This window comes from Enterococcus dongliensis (assembly GCF_031927985.1).
Classification (GTDB): Bacteria; Bacillota; Bacilli; order Lactobacillales; family Enterococcaceae; genus Enterococcus_A; species Enterococcus_A dongliensis.
This window is the reverse complement of the sequence record NZ_JARPZC010000003.1, coordinates 19,007-41,060: the sequence shown is the minus strand read 5'-3', so window position 1 is coordinate 41,060 and position 22,054 is coordinate 19,007. Positions and strand designations below refer to the sequence as shown.

Here is a 22,054-nt window from a genome sequence, read left to right as displayed (position 1 = left end):
ATAAAATGAATGAGGAGTTGCTGAAACAACACACAGATGTATTGATGGATCGCCTTGACGGTGTTCAAGAACAGGAGAGAACTAAAATCAAAGCATTGCTAGAAGATGCGATTATCCTCATTCTTGATTACACTGGTCGCACTACTGAACAGATGAATGACCAGCTTTATTACTATGCCCGCCAGCTGGTCGTTATTACTTGGAATCAAGAGGGAAATGAGGGAGATACTGCTCGTTCTGAGGGCGGTGTCTCTCACACGTTCATTACTGATATTCCTGATAAATTGAAATCAGGGTTAAATAATCACCGATTGGGAAAGGTCGTGAGTTTCTATGCGCCTAAGGAAACGTGATCTTTCAACTGTTTATTTAAAAGAGAGATTAACTGACCAAGACGATGAAGGGAACTTTCAAGAAGGATTCTCGACTGAATCAACAGAACTTCAAATGAATGTTCAGTCAGCTGGCGGACAGGTCATGGCTTCTGTGTATGGACAGAGTCTTCCTTACGTCAAGTCTTGTAAATATCAGGGGGATCAAATCAAAGAAGGGAAAAATGAAAAAGATGGCATTTGTCTTTATGTAAGTAAAGATAAAGATCCGGATTACGAGATCGTGGCCATTCAAACATTTTCCACTCATTGTAACGTGACCTTGAAGAAACTAGGTGATGAAGATGGGCGTTGAGTTCAGAGGTGCTGACCGGTTGATGTCGAAAATACGAGCAATTCCTAAAGTGATGGAAGATGCTGTTTTCGAAGCAACCTTTGATATTGTAGATGAAACAGTAGCGAGAGCATCAAGTCGTCTACAATCGTCAATTAAGTACGGATCAGGCGAATTAAGTGGCTCTCCAAAACAAGAAGTCGTGATCGATGGTAAAGGTAAAGTAATTGGTCGTGTGTGGTCAGATAAAATGGAAGCTTTGTTTCGTGAACTTGGTACTGGACCAGTTGGGGCAGAATCACCAAAAGATTTACCACCAGGGGTGGATCCTGTGTATTCTACTGAACGGTGGTTTATCCCTGCCCATAAAACACCAGTTGATCTTGAAGCAGTGTATGGAATTCCAAGAGTGACTATCAAAGGTCAAGATTTCTTTATGACTCGCGGGCAGCCTGCTAGACCTTGGCTATATCCATCAATGAAAGAAGTGATAGAAATGGCCGAAGACATTTATAAAGATCGTGTGCAGGAAGGACTGAGGAAACTATGACAGAGCGTTATAACATTAAGTCTGATATTGTTACTCAGTTGAAAAAGGTGGCTGAGCTGAAGCTCGTATCTGCTGAATATCCCAATACATGGTCGCAAATGCCTGCAGCGATATATTCGACAAAGGCAAAGCCACACAAGAAAGATATTTCCGACAATGAAGCATTAACTGAATGGACAGTAAAAGTTGATTTGTATGGAAACAAATCATTATCAGAAATGCAGAGTGAAATAATCAAAGTATTGAAAGATATTGGATTTAAAAACATAGCCAGCGACGATGGCAATCAAGACGCACTAAAGCGTTCGATTCTAACATTCCGAGGAGTAGTAGATAATCGAACGCTTTTTGTATACCAATAATTAGGAGGAAATACCATGAAGAAAACAAAAATCTTGCCGATGAACTTACAGTTATTTGCCGGTTTATTAACAAAGGACACAATGTTGTCAATGAAATCAGGCTCAGAGTCTACCTTTGCAGAAATCGAGGGGTTACAGGCTGTTCCCGAGATTGGTGGAGATCCAGAACAGGTCGATATCACAACACTAAAAGATGCAAATAAAAAATACATTTCAGGGATTCAAGATATGGATTCATTAGAGTTCACGTTCTTGTATGATAAAGCTGTGTTCACTAAGTTAAAGGCAGTTCAAACAGCCGGCAAAGAAGCAGAATTTGAATTAGCATATCCCGACGGTGCAAAATGTACTTTTACAGGCGGCGTGACTGTAAAAATGGGTTCTGGTGAAGTAAACGGCGCGTATCAGTTCACTTTATCTGTAACTGTTTCTGATGGGCCAGATTGGGCGTAAGAGAAATAAATTGATGGAAAACTATACGGTTAAGAAATAGCTCTTGGCCGTATTCAACTATTAGGAGGAAAAAATATGAAACCAATGAAAGTAGATTTTGGAGCAAAAACGTTATCCCTTGTATTAGATGGAAGTGCAACGGTAGACATTGAGAAGAAATTAGGTAAATCGTTATTTGGAATTATGATGACTGGCAACGGTGGAATGAAAATGCCGCGATTAGGTGAAATGCTAACTATCTTGCATTCTGCGAACCAAACAGCAAACATCAAGTCTGCCGATATGACGAAACTTTATGATGAATATATTTCTAAAGGCGGATCGATGATGAAGCTTTTCGAAGTCATTCAAGAATTGATGGAGAAGGCCGGTTTTTTCGAGTCGGAAACGACGGACGAAGAAGACCTAGTTGGGGAAGAGAAAAACGAGGAAGAGAGTCTAGTGTAGGCTTCTCTTCCTTTTCTGATTTGCTGCAAGAGATGTATCCCAAAGCAGTAGAGGCGGGAATACCTGCAGAGAAATACTGGTCAATGACCTATGAGGAAATAGTTGTACAAGCTGAAGCAAATGTTGCGATTAAAAAGCAGCAGCTAGAAGAAAAAGCCATGATGGATTACAAAGCGGCACAATTGAACGCTTATGGCTTTAATGATCCGAAGAAAATGCCTAAACCAGATCAACACTATCCATTCTTGAAAACGGAAGATAAACAGGAACAATCGAATCAGCCACAAGATTGGGAAATTATGAAGGCTAGAATGATTGAACGAACTGAAATGATAAAAGCAACTAGAGAGCGAAAAAATAAACAGGAAAAGGAGGGGATAGATCATGGAACTGGATAGACTTGAAGTCGTCTTTGATGGTGACCTGAGTCCTATTGAGGAAAAGGTCGCTCGATTTGAGCAAAAGATGGACTCAATGATGAGTCGAGTCAAAAGTTCATCAGGACAGGGAATGGATGCAGTAGAAAAGAATTTATCTGATTCTAAAGGGTTCGATAAATTTACCAAACAATTCGAGAAAATGAATTCAAATTTTGATTCTATGCTGAAGCGAATGAACCAATCAGCATCAAGTAATGGTGAAGAAGTTGGAAAATCACCTTCTGCCGGTGTATCTAAAGGCGCTGTCAAAATGACAAAGGATGTCCAAACGGCAGTTGATAAAGTGAACACGCAAATGCAACAAGCGAAAGCAGCACAACAACGAATTTCTAATTTGCAGGCTAATAAAAACGGTGCTCGATTATCTGGTGATACAAAAAGCGAGTCGAGAATAGGCGAACAAATTTCAAAAGCACAAATTCAGATGAACAAGTCGCAACAACAAGCTCAAGCGATTGTTCGAGGGTTAAGATCCGAATATGATGCTATCCCCAACTCCTTATCAAGTATTTCAGCCAAGATGGAAGGCAACGAACGGCAAATTGAAGCTATGAGAGCCAAAGTCAAGGCCCTGAAAAATGAAATGAAGATGCAACAAACAGAAACAGGAAATTTCGCATCTGGTAAGTGGAAATCTACAGGTATTCAAGATACACCACAATCAACAAAGACTGCCGAATCCATTTCTAAGCAATCAGCAAAAATGGAAAAATTGATTGCAGACAATGATGCTTTACAACGTTCATATGCTCAGTTGGAAGATCGTTCTGGCGTTCTAAAGACAGCGTTGTCTAGTGTAAATACGGAACTTGGCGAGCAACCTGTAAAAGCTCGTATGGCAGCAAATGGCATGAGAAATCTTTCGGGGTCTACTAAACAATCCGAAGGACTTTTTTCACGATTTAAGAACATGATGAGTAATTCCATCGGTCGATTTGGAGGTCTTTTTGATCGACAATCGAAGCAAGTTACTAACGGAACGTCTAGAATGGCTCAGGGTATGGGTGGCTTTGGCCGATCCATGAAAATGCTATGGTCACAGTTGTTCTTGTTCACTTTCTTATACCAAGGAATCATGACTTTAGCTGGAGGTCTTTTTAAAGCATTACAAACTAATGCCCAGTTTTCAGCAAGTTTAAATCAAATTAAGGTCAATTTACTAACGGCATTTTATCCGATTTACCAAGCAGCGCTACCAGCAATAAATGCTTTAATGTCAGCTTTAGCTAAAGTAACTGGCTATATTGCCGGATTTATATCCACACTTTTCGGAATGAACATCGGTGATGCATTCAACGGTGCACAAGGACTGATGAATAATGTCCAAGCATTAGATGATACGGGCAATGCTGCATCTGATGCATCAGACGGATACGATGAGATGGCACAATCCATACGTGATTCTAATAAGCAACTAAAAGCACAACATGACCAAACTGAAGCGGCAAGAAAAAAAGTCAAAGAATATAAACGATTACTAGCAGGGTTTGACGAATTAAATATTTTAGATTTTAGCAATGACTCTGATGAAGATTTCTCGGACCCTTTTGTACCGCAAGAAATTCCTTCGAAACCTAAGAATCCTAATGCTGGAGGGAGTAAAGCGCCTTGGGCTGATTTTGGTTCAGCAACAGTTCCAGAAACGCCCAAATGGTTAACGGACTTTGCCAAAAAATTTAAAGATATTATGTCTCAACTTTTTGACCCTATAAAAAAAGCCTGGGATGCACAAGGTCAAAAAGTCATTGACGCCTGGAAATACGCTCTTAGAGAAGTTGTCAGATTGATTCAAGCGATAGGTGAATCGTTCATGGAAGTTTGGACCAATGGAACCGGTCAAAGGTTTGTAGAAAACTTACTTATATTATTGGCGGATGTCTTAAATATTATTGGTGATATAGCTGGGGCGTTTAAACGGGCATGGGAAGATAACGGACGCGGGACTGCGCTGATTCAATCTATTTTCGACATGTTCAATGCTATTTTAGAACTACTACATCAAATCGCAATTTCTTTCCGAAATGCATGGAATGACGGTCTAGGAGAAAAAATTGCAGGACATATACTAGAGATATTTACCAATATCAACAATACTATTAAGAATTTGGCGGATCGTCTTTCTATTGCTTGGCAAACAGGAAATGTTGGTGAATCAATTTTCAAAAGGATTCTCGGTATAATTGAAGGTTTGTTAGGAAATATAAACAATATGACGAAGGCAACGGCCGATTGGGCTAAGACACTTGATTTTACACCTTTGCTTCGGTCGATTGATGGACTTTTGAAATCGATTCAACCATTAACAAAAAACATTGGTGATGGGCTTGAATGGTTTTATAAAAATGTTTTATTACCATTAGCGGGATTTACAATTGAAAAATTGATACCGGCGTTCTTTGAAGCTCTAGCAGGTGCAATTGATTTAGTTAATGGAATAATTAACGGATGTAAACCAGCTTTTGATTTTTTATGGAATAATATATTGAAGCCTCTTGCTGAATGGACTGGCGGAGTAATCGTCGATGTATTGAAAAAAATCGGCGACGTTTTATCAGGAATTGGGAACTGGATTTCTGAACATTCAGAAGGCTTTTCAACATTTGTAACGATAGTCGCCTCATTTGCAACAGCACTTGGTTTGGTAAATGGTGCTATTGCTATATGGAATGGGGTAGCGGTAATTGCAACTGGAGTAACTACAGCTCTTAGTGGGGCAATAGCTTTCCTTACCAGTCCTATAGGATTAGCAGTTCTTGCTATTGGAGCCATTATCGCTGTGGGTGTTACGCTGTGGCAAAACTGGGATACTATCAAGGAAAAAGCAGGAGAACTAGGTACTTGGCTTTCTGAGAAATGGGAAGGAATCAAGACTGCGACATCTGAGGCTTGGAATAATGTCAAAAACTGGACTTCGGAAAAATGGAGTGCTGCGAAAGATGCTGTAACTAGCAAAGCTTCTGAAATCTATAACGTTGCTAAAGACAAATTTACTAATACAGCAAATACAGTCCGTGATAAAACAGGACAAGCCAAAGATTGGGCCGAAGAGAAATTTAAAAACCTAGCTGATGGTGCTAGAAACAAATTCGATGATGTCAGATCATCTGCACAATCCAAGTGGTCAGATATATCAGAAAAAGTTCGATCTGGTGCAGAAACGGCTAGAAGTAAAGCTGAAACGGCATTTTCATCTATGAAAGATAATCTTGGAAAATCATTACATGGGGTTAAGGATACTGCCTCTGAAGTATTTGGAAAGATTGGCGGATGGGCAAAAGATTTACCTGGAAATATCGCAAAAGGCTTATCTGATGGTTTACAGTCTATTAAACAAGCGATGAATAATATTGCGAATGGATTAGCCTCTGGCATCGGTAAAGGTGTTAACGGCATTATCTCAGGAGTTAACTGGGTGATGAGTAGCTTGGGTGCTGGATGGCGACTATCATCTTGGCAAGTTCCATACTTTAGTTATGCAACAGGCACCAATTCACATCCTGGCGGATTAGCTATGGTAAACGATGGAAGCGGCAGCAATTGGCGTGAAATGTATAAATTGCCGAATGGACAAATGGGTATGTTTCCAAATCAAAAAGACTACATGGTCAATCTTCCTAAAGGGACTCAAGTATTAAATGGTAGAGATACTAGTAACTTTATGAGTAACATTCCTCATTATAAAGGTGGATTAATCGACAGTGTTAAGAATTTCTTTGGTTCGATAAGTCCGAGTGCTTTATTAGATCGAGCATTCGAAAAATTCGTTGATGTAGCAGATATACCTGAACCAGGAGCTTCGATGGCTCTAGGTGCGGCTAAGAGAATTAAATCAAGTGCTTTTCGTGTCGTGAGTGATCGTATTTCTGAACTATTCCGACTCGATCGAGAAAACGAAAGTAAGAAAAAGGGATTTGCTAACGGAGGTAGAGTAGATCAGTTTGGCTGGTACAAAATGTCTGAAGGCAATAACACTGAATGGGTTGTTCCAGTAACTAAGCCAGAACTAGCCTTTCAAAGAATCAACGAAGCGCTTGATTTCATGGGGTATGATGGTATCCCTGATTTAACAATGCCAGAAGTATTTAGAGATTCATCTGATAGTTATACTGGTTCAAGTTCATCTGGTAAAAAGAATAAAGGTTTTTCTATTACTGGTAATGGGATGGAAAACTTATCAGATAATCTACTTTCAAGTCTTGGTAATACAATCGCGAATGCCATTATCAACGCGCTCTCTAATTTGGATCTGAAGGGGAACGACGGGCCCTTGGAAGTTGTTCTAGAGGTAGATTCAACTAGATTAGGACAAGTAACTGTACGAGGCATTAATCAGTATCATGAACAGATAGGAAATGTAGAACTAAACTTATAAGGAGATGAGCTAATGGATTTCTTGATATCAGGGTCAAATGTAGTAACGCCAAAAGAATTATCTGTGAGCATACAAACCTTAGACAGTGGTTCTAGTGGAAGAAATGCTAATGGAGATATGGTTCGCGATATTCTTGGAAGAAAAACTAAATTAGATGTAAAGTGGGGACCTTTGGAAATTTCAGAGGTCTCTTTAATTTTGCGCTTAATTGATTCTGCCTTTTTTACAGTAAGGTATTTTGATCCACAGGAGGCAGGATTGATTACAAAAACGTTTTACTGCGGTGATAGAGTTGTACCTGTTTACTCTTGGAATGAAAAATTCTCAAAGATGATGTGGCAAGGCTTGTCAGTGTCTTTAATTGAAAAGTAGGTGAATATTGAATGTTGATAGTTTCGAATGAATTCTTTGAAGCCTGTAAAGATAAAGAAAGGGAAGCTTTTGCACGCATCATTGTTAATGATAAAGTCATATATCTTAAAGACAAAATAAAGAAAATTGATTATTCAATGGGAGCTTTGGGTGGAGAAAGTTTCCAGATTGGCTCAACGCAGTCAGCTACAGTTAAAATCGTTTTTTCTGAAATTATTGAAGGGTTAAAAGAACTAGACAAGATAAAGGTAGAAGTAGGATTCAAAATAAGAGGAACCGGCTTGCCATCAAATATCAATCATGTTTCAAAAGTTGATCGAGCAAAAGTCGGGAGAGTAAGATTGGTGAGTTATGTTCCCGATAGATATGAATTTGTTCCTCTAGGAACGTTCTACATTAGTGGTCGAGTTGATCCCGACAGAAATGAAAAGACTACAACTGTTGAAGCTAGAGACGGATTTATTTTTATGGAAGACAAATATGAGTCCGAGTTGAAATATCCAACAAAATTAGCAGACATTGCACTAGAAATAGCAAATAAAAGCGGAAGTATCATTGATCCTGTTTCGTTTAACCATTTGAGTAATTACACGATAAATAAGTTTGAGGGATACACATATCGACAGGCAATAGGTTTAATCGGACAATTTGAAGGCGGTTTTGTTTGTTTTGATAGAGAAGGTAGATTGTCAATTCGAAAACTAGCCGACCCAAACTTTAAGATTGAGCCAAATGAATACTTTTTAAAAGGTCTTGTAAAAAGTGAATTACTTTATCAGCCTAGAGGAATTACATGTAAAGTTGTTAACCAAACCGATGAATCTAGTAATGAAACAGTTATTCTTCAATCAGGATCAACAAGTGGTGCGCAGATTTCTCTGGAAAATAATGTAATGACTCAGATTTTGTTAGATGATATCTTCCAGAAAATAAGATATATCAATTTTTATCCGATCACTCTAAAATGGCGAGGGAATCCGGCTTTAGAGGTTGGAGACTGGGTAACCATGACAGATAGAGAGGGTAATAGATTTAAATCTCCTGTTCTAAATTATGCCATGTCTTTTGACGGTGGGTTCAGTTCAACTATTAGCGCTGATACTAAAGCCTATTCAGCTAACGTCTCATCATTCAAAGGGTCGTTGCAACAAAAGCTTGATGATATCGATTATAGAATTGATGCTGCTGGCAAGAACAATGTTTATGAAGGAACTGAAGAACCAAAAAATCCTAAAGAAGGTGACATCTGGTTTAAAAAGAATGGGCCAGATGATGAGATATGGGTTTATAAACAAACATCACCAGGAGTATTCGAGTGGGTAATGACTACATCCACCGCTTTAGAGGAAAGTATTAAAGAGCAAATTGAGAATTCTACTCCGAAAGACGAAATAGTAAAGACCATTAATTTAAGTGACGAGATGGATGGTAAAGAGTGGCTGAAAATTAAAGGGGCAAAATTATGGCTAACTAACGAGACGAAGATTGACATGGCAGTAATCACATCGGCAATGATTGGATCAGTTGATGCTGGAACAATTAGTGTAGGAACATTAGATGCCTCGAAAATAAGAGTTACCAACCTTGATGCTTCAGCGATATCTACCGGAACGTTAGATGCTTCAAAAATAAGAGTAACAAATCTTGACGCTTCTGCAATCACGGCGGGAACTTTAAAAGCAATTACTATTCAAGGTGTAAACATCACAGGTAGCAAAATAGTTACGGATGGCGCTGAATTTAGAATGACCCAAGACAATGGAAAGCTCACATGGTTTTCTAAAGAGCATAATAAAGACTTTATGTCCTTAGAAGCAAGCAAATTCACTGGCGCAGACGTTGGAATAGTCAAATATAAGATGGGAGTCGGTGGAGGATTCCAATTACGCGATAGCAAGGATAATTTGGTTATTAGTTCTTATGATAATGGTGCCGAAAATCAAACATGGCTTTCATTTAGTTCGGATAGTCTTTTTTGGAGTAATAGAGCGTTTGTCCCAGATGCAAACTACAGCTATATTAATGCTTCTGGAGTTTCTATAGTTATACAAGCTAATAGCTATTCCTACAGTTTTGCAAATGGGAATATAACAACCTCTCAAATTAAATTAATGGGATATCAAACGTCGATAATCAATAGTGGACTGAGAGTTTATAATGGATTGAGTGTTTCTGGTACTAAAAACTCGCTAGTTAATACCCAAAGTTACGGGGAACGACTTTTAAACGCGTATGAGACTCCAGAATATCTATTCGCCACATATGGGAAAGTGACAACTGATAGCAATGGACATGGGCAAGTGATTATAGAAGAAAAATTTTTAGAAACAATCAATACTAAGTCTGATAATTATCATGTTTTTCTTTCACCTTATGAGAACTCTATTGTTTACGCAGAAAACCTAAGAGGAGATTCCTTTTCAGTTAAGTCTGACAGACCCTATGTAACAATGAGTTATCAACTAGTCGCTTATCGTTTAGGGTATGAAGATTTCTATTTAGAAACGCCTAGATCCAATAAAGAAAAACATCCCAATTTACCAACTAAGATACTTTCCTCGGAAGAGGCGACAGAAACTATATCACCAATCATTCCGTACCCGGAAGATGATAGTGATCAGCTAAAATCATATTTAGATAATAAATAGAATTAGTGATTACTCTTTTCTTTCATCGAATAACTCTAAACACGTTTGAGTTGTAATGATAAATATAAATAATGTAAGTTATATTGCTTACTTTAGGGAGATGATCATATGAGAGAGAACGGCTATGAAGTAGATGCAAATAAAGTCATAGAACATTTATTAAAAAGACTCTCGCAAGTAGAATTAGAAAACGCAACTTTGAATGCTGCTTTGGGACAATTGTCTGATAGTAAAGATTCAAAAGTAGGAGAAGGTGAGTAAATGGCTTATGAAAAGCAGACTTGGGTACCTTACGATGATAATAAAACTGAAGAAGAAAATATTCAGAATGGTGCAGTAGTCACTGCCGAAAGAATGAATTATTTAGAGACAGGATTAGACGAACATGATAAAAATACGACTAATCCGCACAAGGTGACTAAAGCACAAGTAGGACTTGGAAATGTGACCAATGTAGAACAAGCGCCTAAAACTGATTTTACATTCCATACATCAAATAAAACCAATCCTCATGGAGTTACCAAAGGCCAAGTCGGATTAGGTAATGTTACGAATGTGGAGCAAGCCAGTAAAACGGAGTACGATAGTCATGTTGCTGACAAAACTAATCCGCATTCAGTAACAAAGGCTCAAGTTGGTCTCGGCAACGTCGACAACTACGCTACAGCTAATCAAACAGATGCAGAACAGGGGCTTGCGGGGAATAAGTTCATTACGCCAATGGGCGTCAAGCAGCACGTAGATTCTCGTATGGCGACGCAGGCTGAAGCTGAAGCGGGGACGGCCACTAATAAGTTTATGACGCCTGCTTTAGTATTTAAAGCAATCGCAAAATGGGTTCAAGGCAAGTTTGTTTCTACTACTGGTAACGAAACGATTTTAGGAACAAAGAATTTTCAAGATGGGCTTCAAGTGAAAGGGAATTTGCCCGTTTTAACAAAATCAGTAAATGATTTTGCGTCAGTAGATAAAAACAACAATGCTTCAGTTATTTCGAACGGCAGTATGAGATTGTCTCGAAGAGGAGATATCGTTTATCTGACAGGTTCGTTTCAATTGTCAGCGGCGAAAAATAATCAAGCTGTTTGGTCTGATGTTCCATCATGGGCAGCGCCGATTGACATGCCTCGCATGTATTGGGCCTCTGGCGGCAATTTTTATTTGCTAACTTTCGATCCATCAACGATTAATAATATTATTTGCACAGGGAATGTAGCAAAAGATGCGTGGTTAACAGGTTCGTTTTGTTGGTTAGCAAGAGACCCTTATTAAAGGAGGAAAACGATGAAAACAATTTACAAAGTATTATACCCGTTAGGTTACGAAGAACACGAAGTAGCAGATGATTTTCCAGTATTATTACCTTTTGTAGCAGTTCCGCCGCTGGAATTGGAAAATACACAGTCCCAATTCTTCAACTTTGCAGAGAATAAATGGGAAGAGTCAGTGACTCAAGATTATTCTAAAAAACTTGAATTGCTGGAAAATATTTCTACAGGTTTGCAAGTTGATAACACAACGCTAAAAGAATCAAATGAAGCATTAACTAATAAAACAGAATCGATGGCACAGTTAAACGCTAAATTGATGTTGAATGATGTCACAATCAATAAAGAAATTGAATCGATCAAAGCTCAAATCGGAGGTGCTACGAATGTTTAATTTTGACGATGTGAAAATGATGTACGATTGGGGTTGCTTCACTGATGATCAAGTACGCGAGTTCGTTCCGCTTTGCATCACGCAAGAAGAAGCAAATCAGATTATCGCTAAAGCTGAATAAGCTTTATTTTTTTAGCCTCGTTTTTGACGGGGCTAATTATTTAGTTGGAAGGCGGGGGAGTTTTGAAAGATGATACTGCACAAGATGTTATTGAGCGCTTAGTGCGCATTGAAACAAAACTTGATAATTACGAGGCATTGAGAGAGAAGGCGGATGCTGCGAAAGATGTGGCGGATCACGCATATTCTATTGCACTCAACAATGCTGATGACATCAAAGAAATTAAAGCAAATAACAAATGGTCATGGGGGTACATGATAGGTTTAGGTATTACTATATTAGGCTATTTCTTAACTAAGTTATAGGAGGTGAATCGCATGCAAAATAGGACATTTGAAGTTCTTAAATGGATTGCATTGATAGTTATACCCGCATTGGCCACTTTTGTTGGCCTAGTGGGAAAAGCAGTCAACTGGGAATATACCGATGTTGTAGTCATTATCATTACTGGATTTGGCGCTTTTCTCGGAACAGTTTTAGGCGTGTCCAACCGGACATATAAGATGTTTCCCAAAGATGAAAAAGAATAGTAGGAGGAATAGAATGAAAAAGAAATTCATGATGGGAGCTGTTGCAGCTCTTTTTTTATTGCCGATTTTCCCAATGAATGTGGATGCGGCTAAAGGAGATCAAGGGGTCGATTGGGCAGTTTATCAAGGCGCACAAGGTCAATTTGGCTACGCTCATGATAAATTCAGTATTAGCCAGATTGGTGGATACAATGCTGGTGGATTGTATGATCAATGGACGTATCAAAGCCAAGTGAATTCAGCTTTAGCTCAGGGAAAGAGAGCGCACACGTATATCTGGTATGACACTTGGGGTAACATGAGTATTGCTAAAACCACAATGGATTACTTCTTACCAAAGGTTAAGACACCGCGTGGTTCAATTGTTGCGCTGGATTTTGAGCATGGGGCAAGCTCGAATAAGCAAGCGAACACAGATACTATTTTATACGGTATGCGTCGTATTCGAGACGCTGGATATACTCCGATGTATTATTCATACAAACCGTTCACACTGGCTAACGTTTATTATCAACAAATTTTAGCTGAGTTTCCGGATTCTTTATGGATAGGTGCGTATCCTGATTACAATGTCACACCTTATCCAAATTATAATTATTTTCCATCAATGGATGGCGTAGCAATTTACCAGTTTACTTCAACATACGTGGGTGGCGGGCTTGATGGCAATGTCGATTTGACCGGTATTACAGATAACGGCTATTCAACATTACCGGATCCAAATCCAGCAGAAGTTACCGATGTCTACCGTGCGGGCCAAAACTATTCGGTGATGGAAGTCAAAGCTGATAAAGGGCACGTTGATGGCTTCGGTGCAGTTAATGGGAAGATCAAAGCAGAAGGATGGAGTACTCGCACTCATAAGCATCAGTATGCTTTTATCTTAGATCGTACGAACGGAAAAGAATTGAAACGCATCAAATTGAAAGACTTACCACGAGCTGATGCGGCAAAAGTCTATAATCGAAATGATGTTGCTGGATTTAATATTGAGTTTAATCAGAAAGATGTTAAGGGTCATTCAATTGTTATCATGATTCGCAGCACTAATGATCCGAAAGGCGATGTGAAAGGTGGATTTAATGATTTAACTGAAACTCGTTGGTACTTGGATGTATAATCTACAATGTATAAAATAATGTTTGCATCTAATTTTCTTTATAAGTTATACTAACTAACGCTGGTGGCTGATACCAGTATTAGAGACATGCTGATCGACCACCCCCATGGTTGGATCAGCTTTTTGTTTTGGAGGCAAAATGGTTGCTCTACAACTAACATACGAATACTATCTAAATAGGGATTCCTGATACAGCAAGGTTGAGAGAAAAACAGGGTATGCTGTGGGGAAGATCAGGAATCCCTAATTTATATTCTAACGCTTTGTATACGTTTGCACAAATGATTATTTGTACCCTTAGCTCAGTTGGTTAGAGAAGACAGGGGGAGATGTAGGTTCGACTCCTGTGGGGTACATTGAAAAATATATCTTTAAAACATTTGACACTAGAATTTATGTGTAGTTTAATATAATTAATAGAACCCCGCACACCTCTTTACAATGTGTCCCAAGCGGGGACGTTTTTTGTATTTAGGAAAAAAAGTAAAACGAGAATTAAACGAACAAAAGGTCTTTTTTTCTATTGCAATTTGTAAGCGCTTTGCTATAATACCATTAAACCCAGAATAAGTTTTCTTTGTAACACTGGAGACCCTCTACTTTTTAGTAGGGGGCTTGCATTTATGATAAAATAAAAAAGAGCCCACCCTGCAAAAGTGAAAGCTCTACATGAATTGCCTTTATAATATTATACCACGAATGGAGGTAGTTTTCATGGATAAAACTAATGAAAGGATACTCCTCAATAATTCTGAGTTAAGAGAGTTGAAAAAAATTATTTTGTTCTCATTGAATGAAGGCTATGGGGTATATTATCCAGATATTGACCTTACTAAAAAAGTGATAGCTAAGTTGCTTTCTGATGATGAGTTTAAAAATATAAAGCGAGAATTTATTGTAGAGTAAATGTTGTAATGGATAATAAAGAAAGCGTATTGATTGACCGATGCTTAACGTCATTTTATCAAAACACATTTGTAGAAATGGACGTCTATTTGTTATTAATCCTTTTAAGGCAACATAGCAAAAATAATAGCATAGTTTTTGAGTTGGCCAATTTTGTGGCCCATAGAGAAAGAGACCGAGGGGATATACATAAATACATTCTTGAAACGAAATTAAAGGCAGAGAAAATCGGTACTGAAAAAGTACGAATTAAAATTGCTCCAATTTTTGATGAAAGAAAGCTGTTAGAAGATATAAATTCAATATTGTCTGGACTAAAGAAAGAAACTTTATCTGTTGAAATATCAGGGGATTTGATGCTGTGCGTAATTTCTTTATTACAAGGGGTAAAACTAATCAACAACAACAGGATTGTTGGAGAGTTGAAAGTAACTATATCACCAGAGTATTTTCAATTAGCAGGAGTCGTTAAGCCACGCGCGAAAATATATAAAGATAAGGATTTCAGTATAGTTTTTCCAGTATTACGGACTAAAAACACTTGGTTGCATGTAGTTGAAAGACAAACTATTGTAAAACATACCATGCTAACTTATAGAAGTGATAACGATATGTTGCTTATTAACCTAGATGAAGAAAATCCAATATAAACTATTATTCAAACACCCTCTACAGCATTAGTTGGTTGTAGAGGGTATATGTTATTCTAATTACTTTTGTAGATTCAATTATTTGTCTAATTTTTTCTTGACGTCATCCGTGATATCTTCAACTTTTTCTTTTGCGTCTGCCGCTACTTCTTTTACTTTACCAACAGCTTGATCAAGTAGGCCTTCCGCTTTCTTTTTGTTGTCACCAGTTACTTTTCCTGTGGTTTCTTTCGCTTTACCCTTAGCTTTGTCCGTAAAACCTTTGTCTGTCATAATAAAGCCCTCCTTTTATTTCTAATCATATTATAGTAGTAGTTCAAAAGTTAAAGCAAATCATATACATTTAAGGTTAAAAATAATAAATATCTAAGCAAGCAAGGGCGTTTATTTTTATATCAATAAGTTAGAAAATAAGAAGAGACCGCTTGCAAAATCCAAGCGCAGAGGTATAAATATAGATAAGGTTTTCGTTAAACCTTACTTCTTTTTCATAACTAAGTTTCATCTTGATAGCAACCAGTCGTGTGCGAGCTGGTTGTTTTTTTGTGGAACTTAGAAACATGAGTGTATCATTTGCAAAGAAATCGGTTTCTAGGTAACATCTACTCTATTGGGAAGTCACTCGCCCATAAAAAAAGGGAACGTCAGATACAGTTACTTGGGGAAGTGGACTGTGGGGAAGATCTGACGTTCTATTCTGTATTATAACACGTTTTAAAAATAATAATCCTTATTTAAGAGTATCCCTAGTTCAATTGGTAGAATACTCCGGTTCATATCGGAAGATGCGGGTTCGAGGCCTACAGGGTACATCGATATTGAAAAACGAACGTAAGTTTGATATAATATGTGTGTAATCCTTTTGATTATATCTGCTGAGGAAGCTTAGAAAACGCTTGTTTTCATGGCTTTCTTTTGTTTTAATTATGTTAGTAGATAAAATAAAAGAGGTTATCAAATGAATATTCAGGATATTAGAAATTTTATTAATGATGTCAACGAAGATTTAAATGATTCAATTTGTATGAAAATAGTAAGAAAAATTGGTGATGGAATTGAGATAGGAACACCGGATTTACCTTTGAGGATGCGTCGCGAATTAAAGAGGTTCTATATTGAAATATTGAATAATAATTTTTTTGATTTAGAGCAAAGAAACTACGATCCTTCAATTGTTGTAGAAGGAACATTGCAGGTAGCAGATCTTTTAACTGCGCATATAGAAGATATCTTAGACGATTTGTCTAATCCCGATAACATTAATGGTGATATTAATGAAATTGAAATCGAAAAAATCAATTACTATGTTTTCGAATTCCAAAGAAATAATGAACGCTTGTTATTATTTAGAAGATTCACAAAAATGAATAAAATAAGAAATGGTATTTTGGGGATCTTTGATGATAATTCTTTTCGATCTATAGATACAAGAGATTTTTTTGGCTTAGATCGAGATGTTGATATTATAATTTTCAGAGAGGAAGCCCTCATTGTAAATAGATTTGCACTTCAAACCATTTTTAAATTAAATGATTATTTTGCGGAACGAGCAGAAGAAGCACTAACAAGCATCCGCCAACATAATATTATTGCGAACTTTGATCAGTTTTATCAGGATTGTTTAACAGATAAACTTTCTGCTAGGAGAATGACAAAAATAATAAATACTCCAGGTCGCTTAGAAGGTTTTTTTGAACATATCGAAAACTTACCTTTGGTTATAAACCATTTTCAGTTAGACATTGGATTAGAAAACGGTCAAATAATATATAACGAAACAAAAGAATCGCGAAATCATATATTGGGATGTATATCTGATGGTTACTACCAATCATTAATTCAAGAAAGATATGGAGAAGAAATAAATTAGGAAACACTGGGAGGTGATGAAATGAGAACCTTACAAAAATTTTTATTCTATATGTCTTCCTTCATGCCTCTGTACGTGTTACTTTTTATTCAAAATTTTCAATTCAAAGATATTAACGGAGACATTTCTTTAAAAAGGGTCTCTGAGCAGTTCGATTTTTCTAATACAACAGTATCTTTTTTTTGGTGGGGACTGATAGTATTATTTTGTTTTTCTCTTATAGGCTGTTTATTATTCTTTTTTGTCTACACTAAAAAGAATGGAGTAAAATCAAAAATGAATGATGCAGAGTTTGTAAGAGAAGATACAATGGGATACATTGTCACTTATATAGTTCCTATCCTTTCAATTCAAGTTGATAGCCAAAGAAGTTTAATTGTGAATTTACTTTTGTTTGTAATAATTGGTACCTTCTATGTTAAGAATGATCAGATTTTTATGAATCCGATTTATAACCTTTTTAACTACAATGTCTTTTCAACTGAGAAAGGCATTTATATCACTAAAATATCTAAATATAAGTTAAAAAATATAGTTCGATACAATTTAGACGTGTATAAAATCAATGTTTTGGCTGATATATATGTGTTGAAAGAAGCAAAATGAATGGTTACATGGTGTATTTTAAATGTACAAATAATATTCTAACTCATAATGCGCACGCCCACTGAAGCCTCATATGACCGGTGGGCGTGTATTTTTTTGCATAATAAAAAGCCTGATTTCTCAGGCTTTCATCATTTCAAACTCCATCATAATCTTCGTCTTGCCAATCACCGCATATTTCTTCACCACGAACTGTTTCCTACTATTGTACTCACCAGCAACAGCGATCCGCATTCCATCCTCTACATCAGCTAAAAAATTTAAAGAGTGACTAGCGATCAAGCAGCTAACATCATCAAGTTTAAAAAACAGTAAGGGACGTTCTGACATTTTTAAAATTTTAACTTTGCTAACTGTTCCTGTTATCGATTCCATGGGATCCCTCCTTGATGTTTGTTAATATCATTATACGAATATATGTTCGTTTTTGTAAAGTGTGAAAGCAGATATTTAGTGGTGATAGTACTGGTGATAGTGGATGGTTTTTTCGTACAATTCGTGAAGGAAGGATATAACCAACAAATGTTGATATAACGCGATTTTATCTTTAATAAAATTAATGAAATAGCTGCTACGTACAAGAAAAATATGTTCGCTCTACTTGGCAAACCAGGCTTTGAAGATTTAGCAAAAGAATTAAACGATCGTTTATAGAATGAGTAAAAAAGCACTCAATTTTGAGTGCTTTTTTCTTTTACAATTAATAAAACGACTTTTCTATTTTTTAGCTAGGTACTTTCTGGATGATTGAATAAAAATAAATAATCCATAAAAAACATAATTGTTAGAACATGAAATTGAGTGTAACTGGATAAATATAAAATGAATATAAGATTAAAAATAACTTTGGTTGTTTAAGTTAGTGTTTTACGAATTTTCCAAAAACTATATTTTTGTATTGATTTATAGGCAAAAATATAAATAAAAACGTTTCCAAATTATTCCTATTATGTTATTATAAAAACGTAGAAATAAAGGAGGCGTCGTTATGGAAACAATCGAAATTGGTCTTGCTTATGAATGTCGAGCAATTGGAATAAAAAATGAAGTTGTAGGGATTGTTGAACAACTTTATAACAATACGATTCTTATTAATGTCCTCGATTGTGATCAATCAGATCGTGCAGCGATAATCGAATTACAAAACCGTTTGCTAGTAAAATATGAGGATATTCTATCTTATATTGAAGTAGAATATACTGCATGATTTTTAGGGTCATGGGGAAAGATTATTATGGAAGAAAAAGATTTGGATCTTTTGATGGATTCAGATCTTTTTTTGTTAAATATAGACGGAAAGAATTTAATAAATAGGATTAAAAAATATCCAAATCATCTATCAGGGAAGGCTGCCGTTTATCACAGTAGCAATGATACATGATTCGGATATTTTTGTGTGCTGTCTTCTATTTTTTAATCAAAGTATAAAATGCTGGCTGTTCTGCTTCTTATATCATCAGGAACTGCTGAGAGCATAGAAAGATCGTCAGACAATAAGCCGTGGACTCGTTGAAAACGAAATGCGGCTGCCTGTTGTTTTGAATCAATCGACCAAACATAGATTTCTTGCTTTTGTTGTCGTAAATATTGGATCAAGTCGCTGTGTGCGGTTTGTGCTTCGATATTGATAAAATCTAGTGTGGTCTTAGGAGAACCTAATAAGTTAAATGGCAAGATATAGCCAACTTTTATTATTGGGAAATTTTTTTTCATTTGATTGGCTGTATTTAGATCCATACTTTGTAATTGATGATCAGTTAGCTGATTTTTAAAAGGAAGCAATCGTTGGACGATTGTTTTTTTAGTTTTTGCGGTAACTTTCAATTCAATTAGTAAGCGTTGGTTTAATCGGTTAGCAGCAGCTAAGTAATCAGAGAACAAAGAGATTTTACTAGTATAGCCGTTTTCTTTTAAGGAGATTTCTTTTAACTCACTCCAAGTAGTTTCGTCAATTCGTAAATTTTTATGGGCGAGCGTCTTTAGATCTTCATCATGAATGACCACCAATTGATGATCGACAGTTTCTTGAACATCCATTTCAATAAAATCAGGTTGAGACGTTGTATGGGTCTTTTTTAGAGCTGCAAGGGAATTTTGAAGTCCGTTACGATTGGTGACTCCTCGATGGGAAATCGTCAAAGGTTCTGTAGCTCTCTGCGTATGATAAATAGCTTCATAATGAAAAAAGTAAAGGCTAAGGCAAGCAAGGATCATCAAACGTAACCAAGTACTAGAAATTTTTGTCCGAGAAGTAGTAATACGTCTTTTTTTATCAGCGGCAAGTAGATAAAGAAAAAATAATGCCCACAACATATTTTGGAGTACTCGATGCAACAACAGCAACAACATTGCCGTAACTGATCCAGTTAGTATTTGCGTTGCTGCAATAAATGCCCCTTTCAATAAAAAGTTAGTAAGTAAAAAAGCAGCAGGCAGAATCAGGAAAAAGATAACGTGTTTGATCACGCTATTTTTTGTTTTTGCCCAACTAAGTTGAATACCTGTTTTTAAAGGGTGGCCTTCTTTAAGATAGCGTGGCGTCAAAATGGATCGATAAAGCAAATAGAGGATTATTAAATAAAGAAAAATGATTGCTGGTAAGACTTTCCAACGATATAAAAATAGAAAAGAAAGGATTTGAGCTGGGAGCGGTTCCCAGACTAAAAACAGTTGATAAAAACGAAAGAAAAAGATAGGTGATAACAACAGCCAAAAAATAAAACTAATAAAAACAGACGCTAATGAAAAATTTTTTTGGAATGTTTCGTGTGTTTGGGGCTGATTAAAAACGAGGCTGTAAAGAAAAATTAAGGCAAAAAATAACAACCGATAAAAAGAATGATACGAATTATTTAAGAAACTTTGCCGTAAAAATAAAAAGAGTCCCTCTGTTAAGAAAGGGAGACCAAAACTAAGCAATAGAAAACTGTTTAAAGAAAACGTACTGAAAAAATGAGTAAGTTGTTGGCGAATAGAATTCATGATTCCTCCAATTAAAAAATCCACTAAAAATTAGTGGATAAGTAAGTTAGATAATAAGTTACCGCCTTGTAGTAAAGCCCAACTATACAAGAAAATCGAAGCGGGTTTTGCTAACAAGATAATCGTGCTGTATTTTTTAAAAGAGATATTCGTCAGACTAGCCATTAAACATAGCGCATCATCTGGTGCTATAGGAAGAAAAATCGCACAGGTAAATATTCTTTCAAAACGAGATTGATCATCAAGGTAGTGAATATACTTTTTGTATACCTTATCACTAACAAGATGCATAATCAAGGGTTTGCCGTAGTGTCTGCCTAACAAGAAAAGGATTAAAGAACCAATTACGATCCCGACATAATTATAAACAAAGCCCATATAAGGACCGAAAATCAATACTCCTGCTGCAAGGCTGATCCCTCCAGGAATGATTGGAATCACAACTTGGATAATCTGAATCAAAATAAAAATAAGCGGACCCGCGATAGGTGAGTGACCGATGAGTTGACGTAATGAGTCCATATCATTAAATACACCTAAGTGATAGAAATAAATCGTGATACTAACCGTCAAGGCGATTCCCATCAACGAAATGATATTTAATAATCTTCTTGATTGAACAACACTCATTCGATTCATCTCCTTTGTCTTTCTAAAATGAAGTATATAGGATTCATTTTGGAAATGCATAGGTCTAAAGTTGTAATTTATGATTTTTGTGTGAAACTTAAAATTTTTTTAGAAAATAAATGAATGCGTTTGTATGTTGAGATAAAAATAAAAAGTAGGAAGATTTTCCTACTTTTTATTTTGTTTGGAAATTAGAACGTGTTCTTTTTAAAGCACGCTCAATCAGGTTGGTGAACATAAAACCAATCGCAATCGCGCCGGAAGTGACTAACACGATAACTACTTTTTCCATAGATTCAGTAAATTCTTGATTCATCATATGACGTACCGCCATATAAGCGGGTCCTCCTGGAACTAATGGCACCAAACTAGGGACATTAAACACAATCACTGGCATATGGCGAATGCGTGAAAACAAAATACTAATCAATCCAATCATTAAGGCGCCTAAAAAATTAGAGATCCCGATACTTTGCTGAAAGTAGGTATGCAAGATCCAAAAAGTCATCCAACCGGCTGCACCAGTAAATCCGCAAGCTAAAAATGCGCGCCGAGGTATATTGGTAATGATGCTAAAGGCAATTGTACTAAACATGCTGAACAGAAAATTGACGATAAAATTCATGAAAGCCCTCCTTGTTCCGAATAAAACAAAAACTGTTGCGTT

The 22,054-nt window shown here is 36.6% G+C and carries 28 protein-coding genes; 23 read left to right on the top strand and 5 right to left on the bottom strand.

Annotated features, from left to right (window positions below):
• Positions 1 to 5: 5 nt before the first annotated feature.
• From P7D84_RS03090 to P7D84_RS03000, 19 genes are all read left to right on the top strand, one after another.
• The gene (locus tag P7D84_RS03090) at positions 6 to 353 is read left to right on the top strand and encodes a phage head-tail connector protein (RefSeq protein WP_221676774.1); all 348 of its coding nucleotides are present in this window, start codon (positions 6 to 8) and stop codon (positions 351 to 353) included.
• Entirely contained in the window at positions 334 to 687 is a 354-nt protein-coding gene (locus tag P7D84_RS03085) for a hypothetical protein (protein WP_311804966.1), read from the top strand. The genes P7D84_RS03090 and P7D84_RS03085 overlap by 20 nt, the downstream gene beginning before the upstream one ends.
• Positions 677 to 1,216 carry an HK97 gp10 family phage protein gene (locus P7D84_RS03080; protein WP_311804965.1) on the top strand — a complete coding sequence of 180 codons (540 nt, stop codon included), beginning with the start codon at positions 677 to 679 and terminating at the stop codon, positions 1,214 to 1,216. The genes P7D84_RS03085 and P7D84_RS03080 overlap by 11 nt, the downstream gene beginning before the upstream one ends.
• A complete protein-coding gene (locus tag P7D84_RS03075; RefSeq protein ID WP_311800521.1) occupies positions 1,213 to 1,578 on the top strand; it encodes a hypothetical protein in 366 nt (121 codons plus the stop codon). Before P7D84_RS03080 ends, P7D84_RS03075 begins: the two co-directional genes overlap by 4 nt.
• Before the next feature lie 15 nt (positions 1,579 to 1,593).
• On the top strand, positions 1,594 to 2,031 hold the full coding sequence (locus P7D84_RS03070; protein WP_311804964.1) for a phage tail tube protein: 438 nt from the start codon (positions 1,594 to 1,596) through the stop codon (positions 2,029 to 2,031).
• Positions 2,032 to 2,106: 75 nt separating this feature from the next.
• Complete coding sequence (locus P7D84_RS03065; protein ID WP_221676770.1) at positions 2,107 to 2,478, top strand: DUF6096 family protein; 372 nt, start codon at positions 2,107 to 2,109, stop codon at positions 2,476 to 2,478.
• 32 nt (positions 2,479 to 2,510) lie between these two features.
• Positions 2,511 to 2,876, top strand: coding sequence for a hypothetical protein (locus P7D84_RS03060; RefSeq protein WP_311800519.1), 366 nt, complete (start codon positions 2,511 to 2,513; stop codon positions 2,874 to 2,876).
• Positions 2,863 to 7,290 carry a phage tail tape measure protein gene (locus P7D84_RS03055; RefSeq protein WP_311804963.1) on the top strand — a complete coding sequence of 1,476 codons (4,428 nt, stop codon included), beginning with the start codon at positions 2,863 to 2,865 and terminating at the stop codon, positions 7,288 to 7,290. The genes P7D84_RS03060 and P7D84_RS03055 overlap by 14 nt, the downstream gene beginning before the upstream one ends.
• Before the next feature lie 12 nt (positions 7,291 to 7,302).
• On the top strand, positions 7,303 to 7,662 hold the full coding sequence (locus P7D84_RS03050) for a DUF6711 family protein (protein WP_016178327.1): 360 nt from the start codon (positions 7,303 to 7,305) through the stop codon (positions 7,660 to 7,662).
• Positions 7,663 to 7,673: 11 nt separating this feature from the next.
• Positions 7,674 to 10,310 (top strand): hypothetical protein, encoded by a 2,637-nt coding sequence (locus tag P7D84_RS03045; protein ID WP_311804962.1) that lies wholly within the window; start codon positions 7,674 to 7,676, stop codon positions 10,308 to 10,310.
• A gap of 108 nt (positions 10,311 to 10,418) precedes the next feature.
• Positions 10,419 to 10,571 (top strand): hypothetical protein, encoded by a 153-nt coding sequence (locus P7D84_RS03040; RefSeq protein ID WP_311804961.1) that lies wholly within the window; start codon positions 10,419 to 10,421, stop codon positions 10,569 to 10,571.
• A complete protein-coding gene (locus P7D84_RS03035; RefSeq protein ID WP_311804960.1) occupies positions 10,572 to 11,582 on the top strand; it encodes a hypothetical protein in 1,011 nt (336 codons plus the stop codon).
• Between the two features lie 12 nt (positions 11,583 to 11,594).
• Entirely contained in the window at positions 11,595 to 11,972 is a 378-nt protein-coding gene (locus P7D84_RS03030) for a hypothetical protein (RefSeq protein WP_311804959.1), read from the top strand.
• Positions 11,965 to 12,093: an XkdX family protein gene (locus P7D84_RS03025; RefSeq protein ID WP_311804958.1), complete on the top strand. Its 129-nt coding sequence runs from the start codon at positions 11,965 to 11,967 to the stop codon at positions 12,091 to 12,093. Before P7D84_RS03030 ends, P7D84_RS03025 begins: the two co-directional genes overlap by 8 nt.
• 62 nt (positions 12,094 to 12,155) lie before the next feature.
• Positions 12,156 to 12,398, top strand: a complete 243-nt coding sequence (locus P7D84_RS03020) for a hemolysin XhlA family protein (RefSeq protein ID WP_016180074.1) — start codon at positions 12,156 to 12,158, stop codon at positions 12,396 to 12,398.
• Positions 12,399 to 12,410: 12 nt separating this feature from the next.
• A complete protein-coding gene (locus P7D84_RS03015) occupies positions 12,411 to 12,623 on the top strand; it encodes a phage holin (protein ID WP_311804957.1) in 213 nt (70 codons plus the stop codon).
• Positions 12,624 to 12,636: 13 nt separating this feature from the next.
• On the top strand, positions 12,637 to 13,743 hold the full coding sequence (locus P7D84_RS03010) for a GH25 family lysozyme (protein ID WP_311804956.1): 1,107 nt from the start codon (positions 12,637 to 12,639) through the stop codon (positions 13,741 to 13,743).
• Positions 13,744 to 14,457: 714 nt separating this feature from the next.
• The gene (locus tag P7D84_RS03005; RefSeq protein WP_311804955.1) at positions 14,458 to 14,649 is read left to right on the top strand and encodes a hypothetical protein; all 192 of its coding nucleotides are present in this window, start codon (positions 14,458 to 14,460) and stop codon (positions 14,647 to 14,649) included.
• Positions 14,650 to 14,657: 8 nt separating this feature from the next.
• The gene (locus P7D84_RS03000; protein ID WP_311804954.1) at positions 14,658 to 15,299 is read left to right on the top strand and encodes a flagellar basal body L-ring protein FlgH; all 642 of its coding nucleotides are present in this window, start codon (positions 14,658 to 14,660) and stop codon (positions 15,297 to 15,299) included.
• Between the two features lie 78 nt (positions 15,300 to 15,377).
• Here the strand turns inward: P7D84_RS03000 and P7D84_RS02995 are convergent, their stop codons facing one another.
• Positions 15,378 to 15,572 carry a CsbD family protein gene (locus P7D84_RS02995; RefSeq protein ID WP_070621707.1) on the bottom strand — a complete coding sequence of 65 codons (195 nt, stop codon included), beginning with the start codon at positions 15,570 to 15,572 and terminating at the stop codon, positions 15,378 to 15,380.
• Between the two features lie 685 nt (positions 15,573 to 16,257).
• Here P7D84_RS02995 and P7D84_RS02990 point away from each other — a divergent pair.
• Together P7D84_RS02990 and P7D84_RS02985 are read left to right on the top strand one after the other, a co-directional pair.
• Complete coding sequence (locus P7D84_RS02990) at positions 16,258 to 17,169, top strand: Kiwa anti-phage protein KwaB-like domain-containing protein (protein WP_311804953.1); 912 nt, start codon at positions 16,258 to 16,260, stop codon at positions 17,167 to 17,169.
• Positions 17,170 to 17,190: 21 nt separating this feature from the next.
• Positions 17,191 to 17,775 (top strand): KwaA family protein, encoded by a 585-nt coding sequence (locus P7D84_RS02985; protein WP_311804952.1) that lies wholly within the window; start codon positions 17,191 to 17,193, stop codon positions 17,773 to 17,775.
• 120 nt (positions 17,776 to 17,895) lie between these two features.
• On the opposite strand, the gene P7D84_RS02980 is transcribed toward P7D84_RS02985, so the two are convergent.
• Complete coding sequence (locus tag P7D84_RS02980; RefSeq protein WP_311804951.1) at positions 17,896 to 18,150, bottom strand: hypothetical protein; 255 nt, start codon at positions 18,148 to 18,150, stop codon at positions 17,896 to 17,898.
• Positions 18,151 to 18,763: 613 nt separating this feature from the next.
• On the opposite strand from P7D84_RS02980, the gene P7D84_RS02975 reads away from it, so the two are divergent.
• Both P7D84_RS02975 and P7D84_RS02970 read left to right on the top strand, forming a co-directional pair.
• Positions 18,764 to 18,982, top strand: a complete 219-nt coding sequence (locus tag P7D84_RS02975; RefSeq protein ID WP_311804950.1) for a hypothetical protein — start codon at positions 18,764 to 18,766, stop codon at positions 18,980 to 18,982.
• Between the two features lie 27 nt (positions 18,983 to 19,009).
• Positions 19,010 to 19,156, top strand: a complete 147-nt coding sequence (locus P7D84_RS02970) for a hypothetical protein (protein ID WP_311804949.1) — start codon at positions 19,010 to 19,012, stop codon at positions 19,154 to 19,156.
• A gap of 32 nt (positions 19,157 to 19,188) precedes the next feature.
• Here the strand turns inward: P7D84_RS02970 and P7D84_RS02965 are convergent, their stop codons facing one another.
• The 3 genes from P7D84_RS02965 to P7D84_RS02955 form a co-directional block, all read right to left on the bottom strand.
• Positions 19,189 to 20,757 (bottom strand): glycerophosphodiester phosphodiesterase family protein, encoded by a 1,569-nt coding sequence (locus P7D84_RS02965; RefSeq protein ID WP_311804948.1) that lies wholly within the window; start codon positions 20,755 to 20,757, stop codon positions 19,189 to 19,191.
• A gap of 30 nt (positions 20,758 to 20,787) precedes the next feature.
• Entirely contained in the window at positions 20,788 to 21,387 is a 600-nt protein-coding gene (locus tag P7D84_RS02960; protein WP_311804947.1) for a TVP38/TMEM64 family protein, read from the bottom strand.
• Between the two features lie 175 nt (positions 21,388 to 21,562).
• Complete coding sequence (locus P7D84_RS02955) at positions 21,563 to 22,012, bottom strand: threonine/serine exporter family protein (RefSeq protein ID WP_137604395.1); 450 nt, start codon at positions 22,010 to 22,012, stop codon at positions 21,563 to 21,565.
• Positions 22,013 to 22,054: the final 42 nt, after the last annotated feature.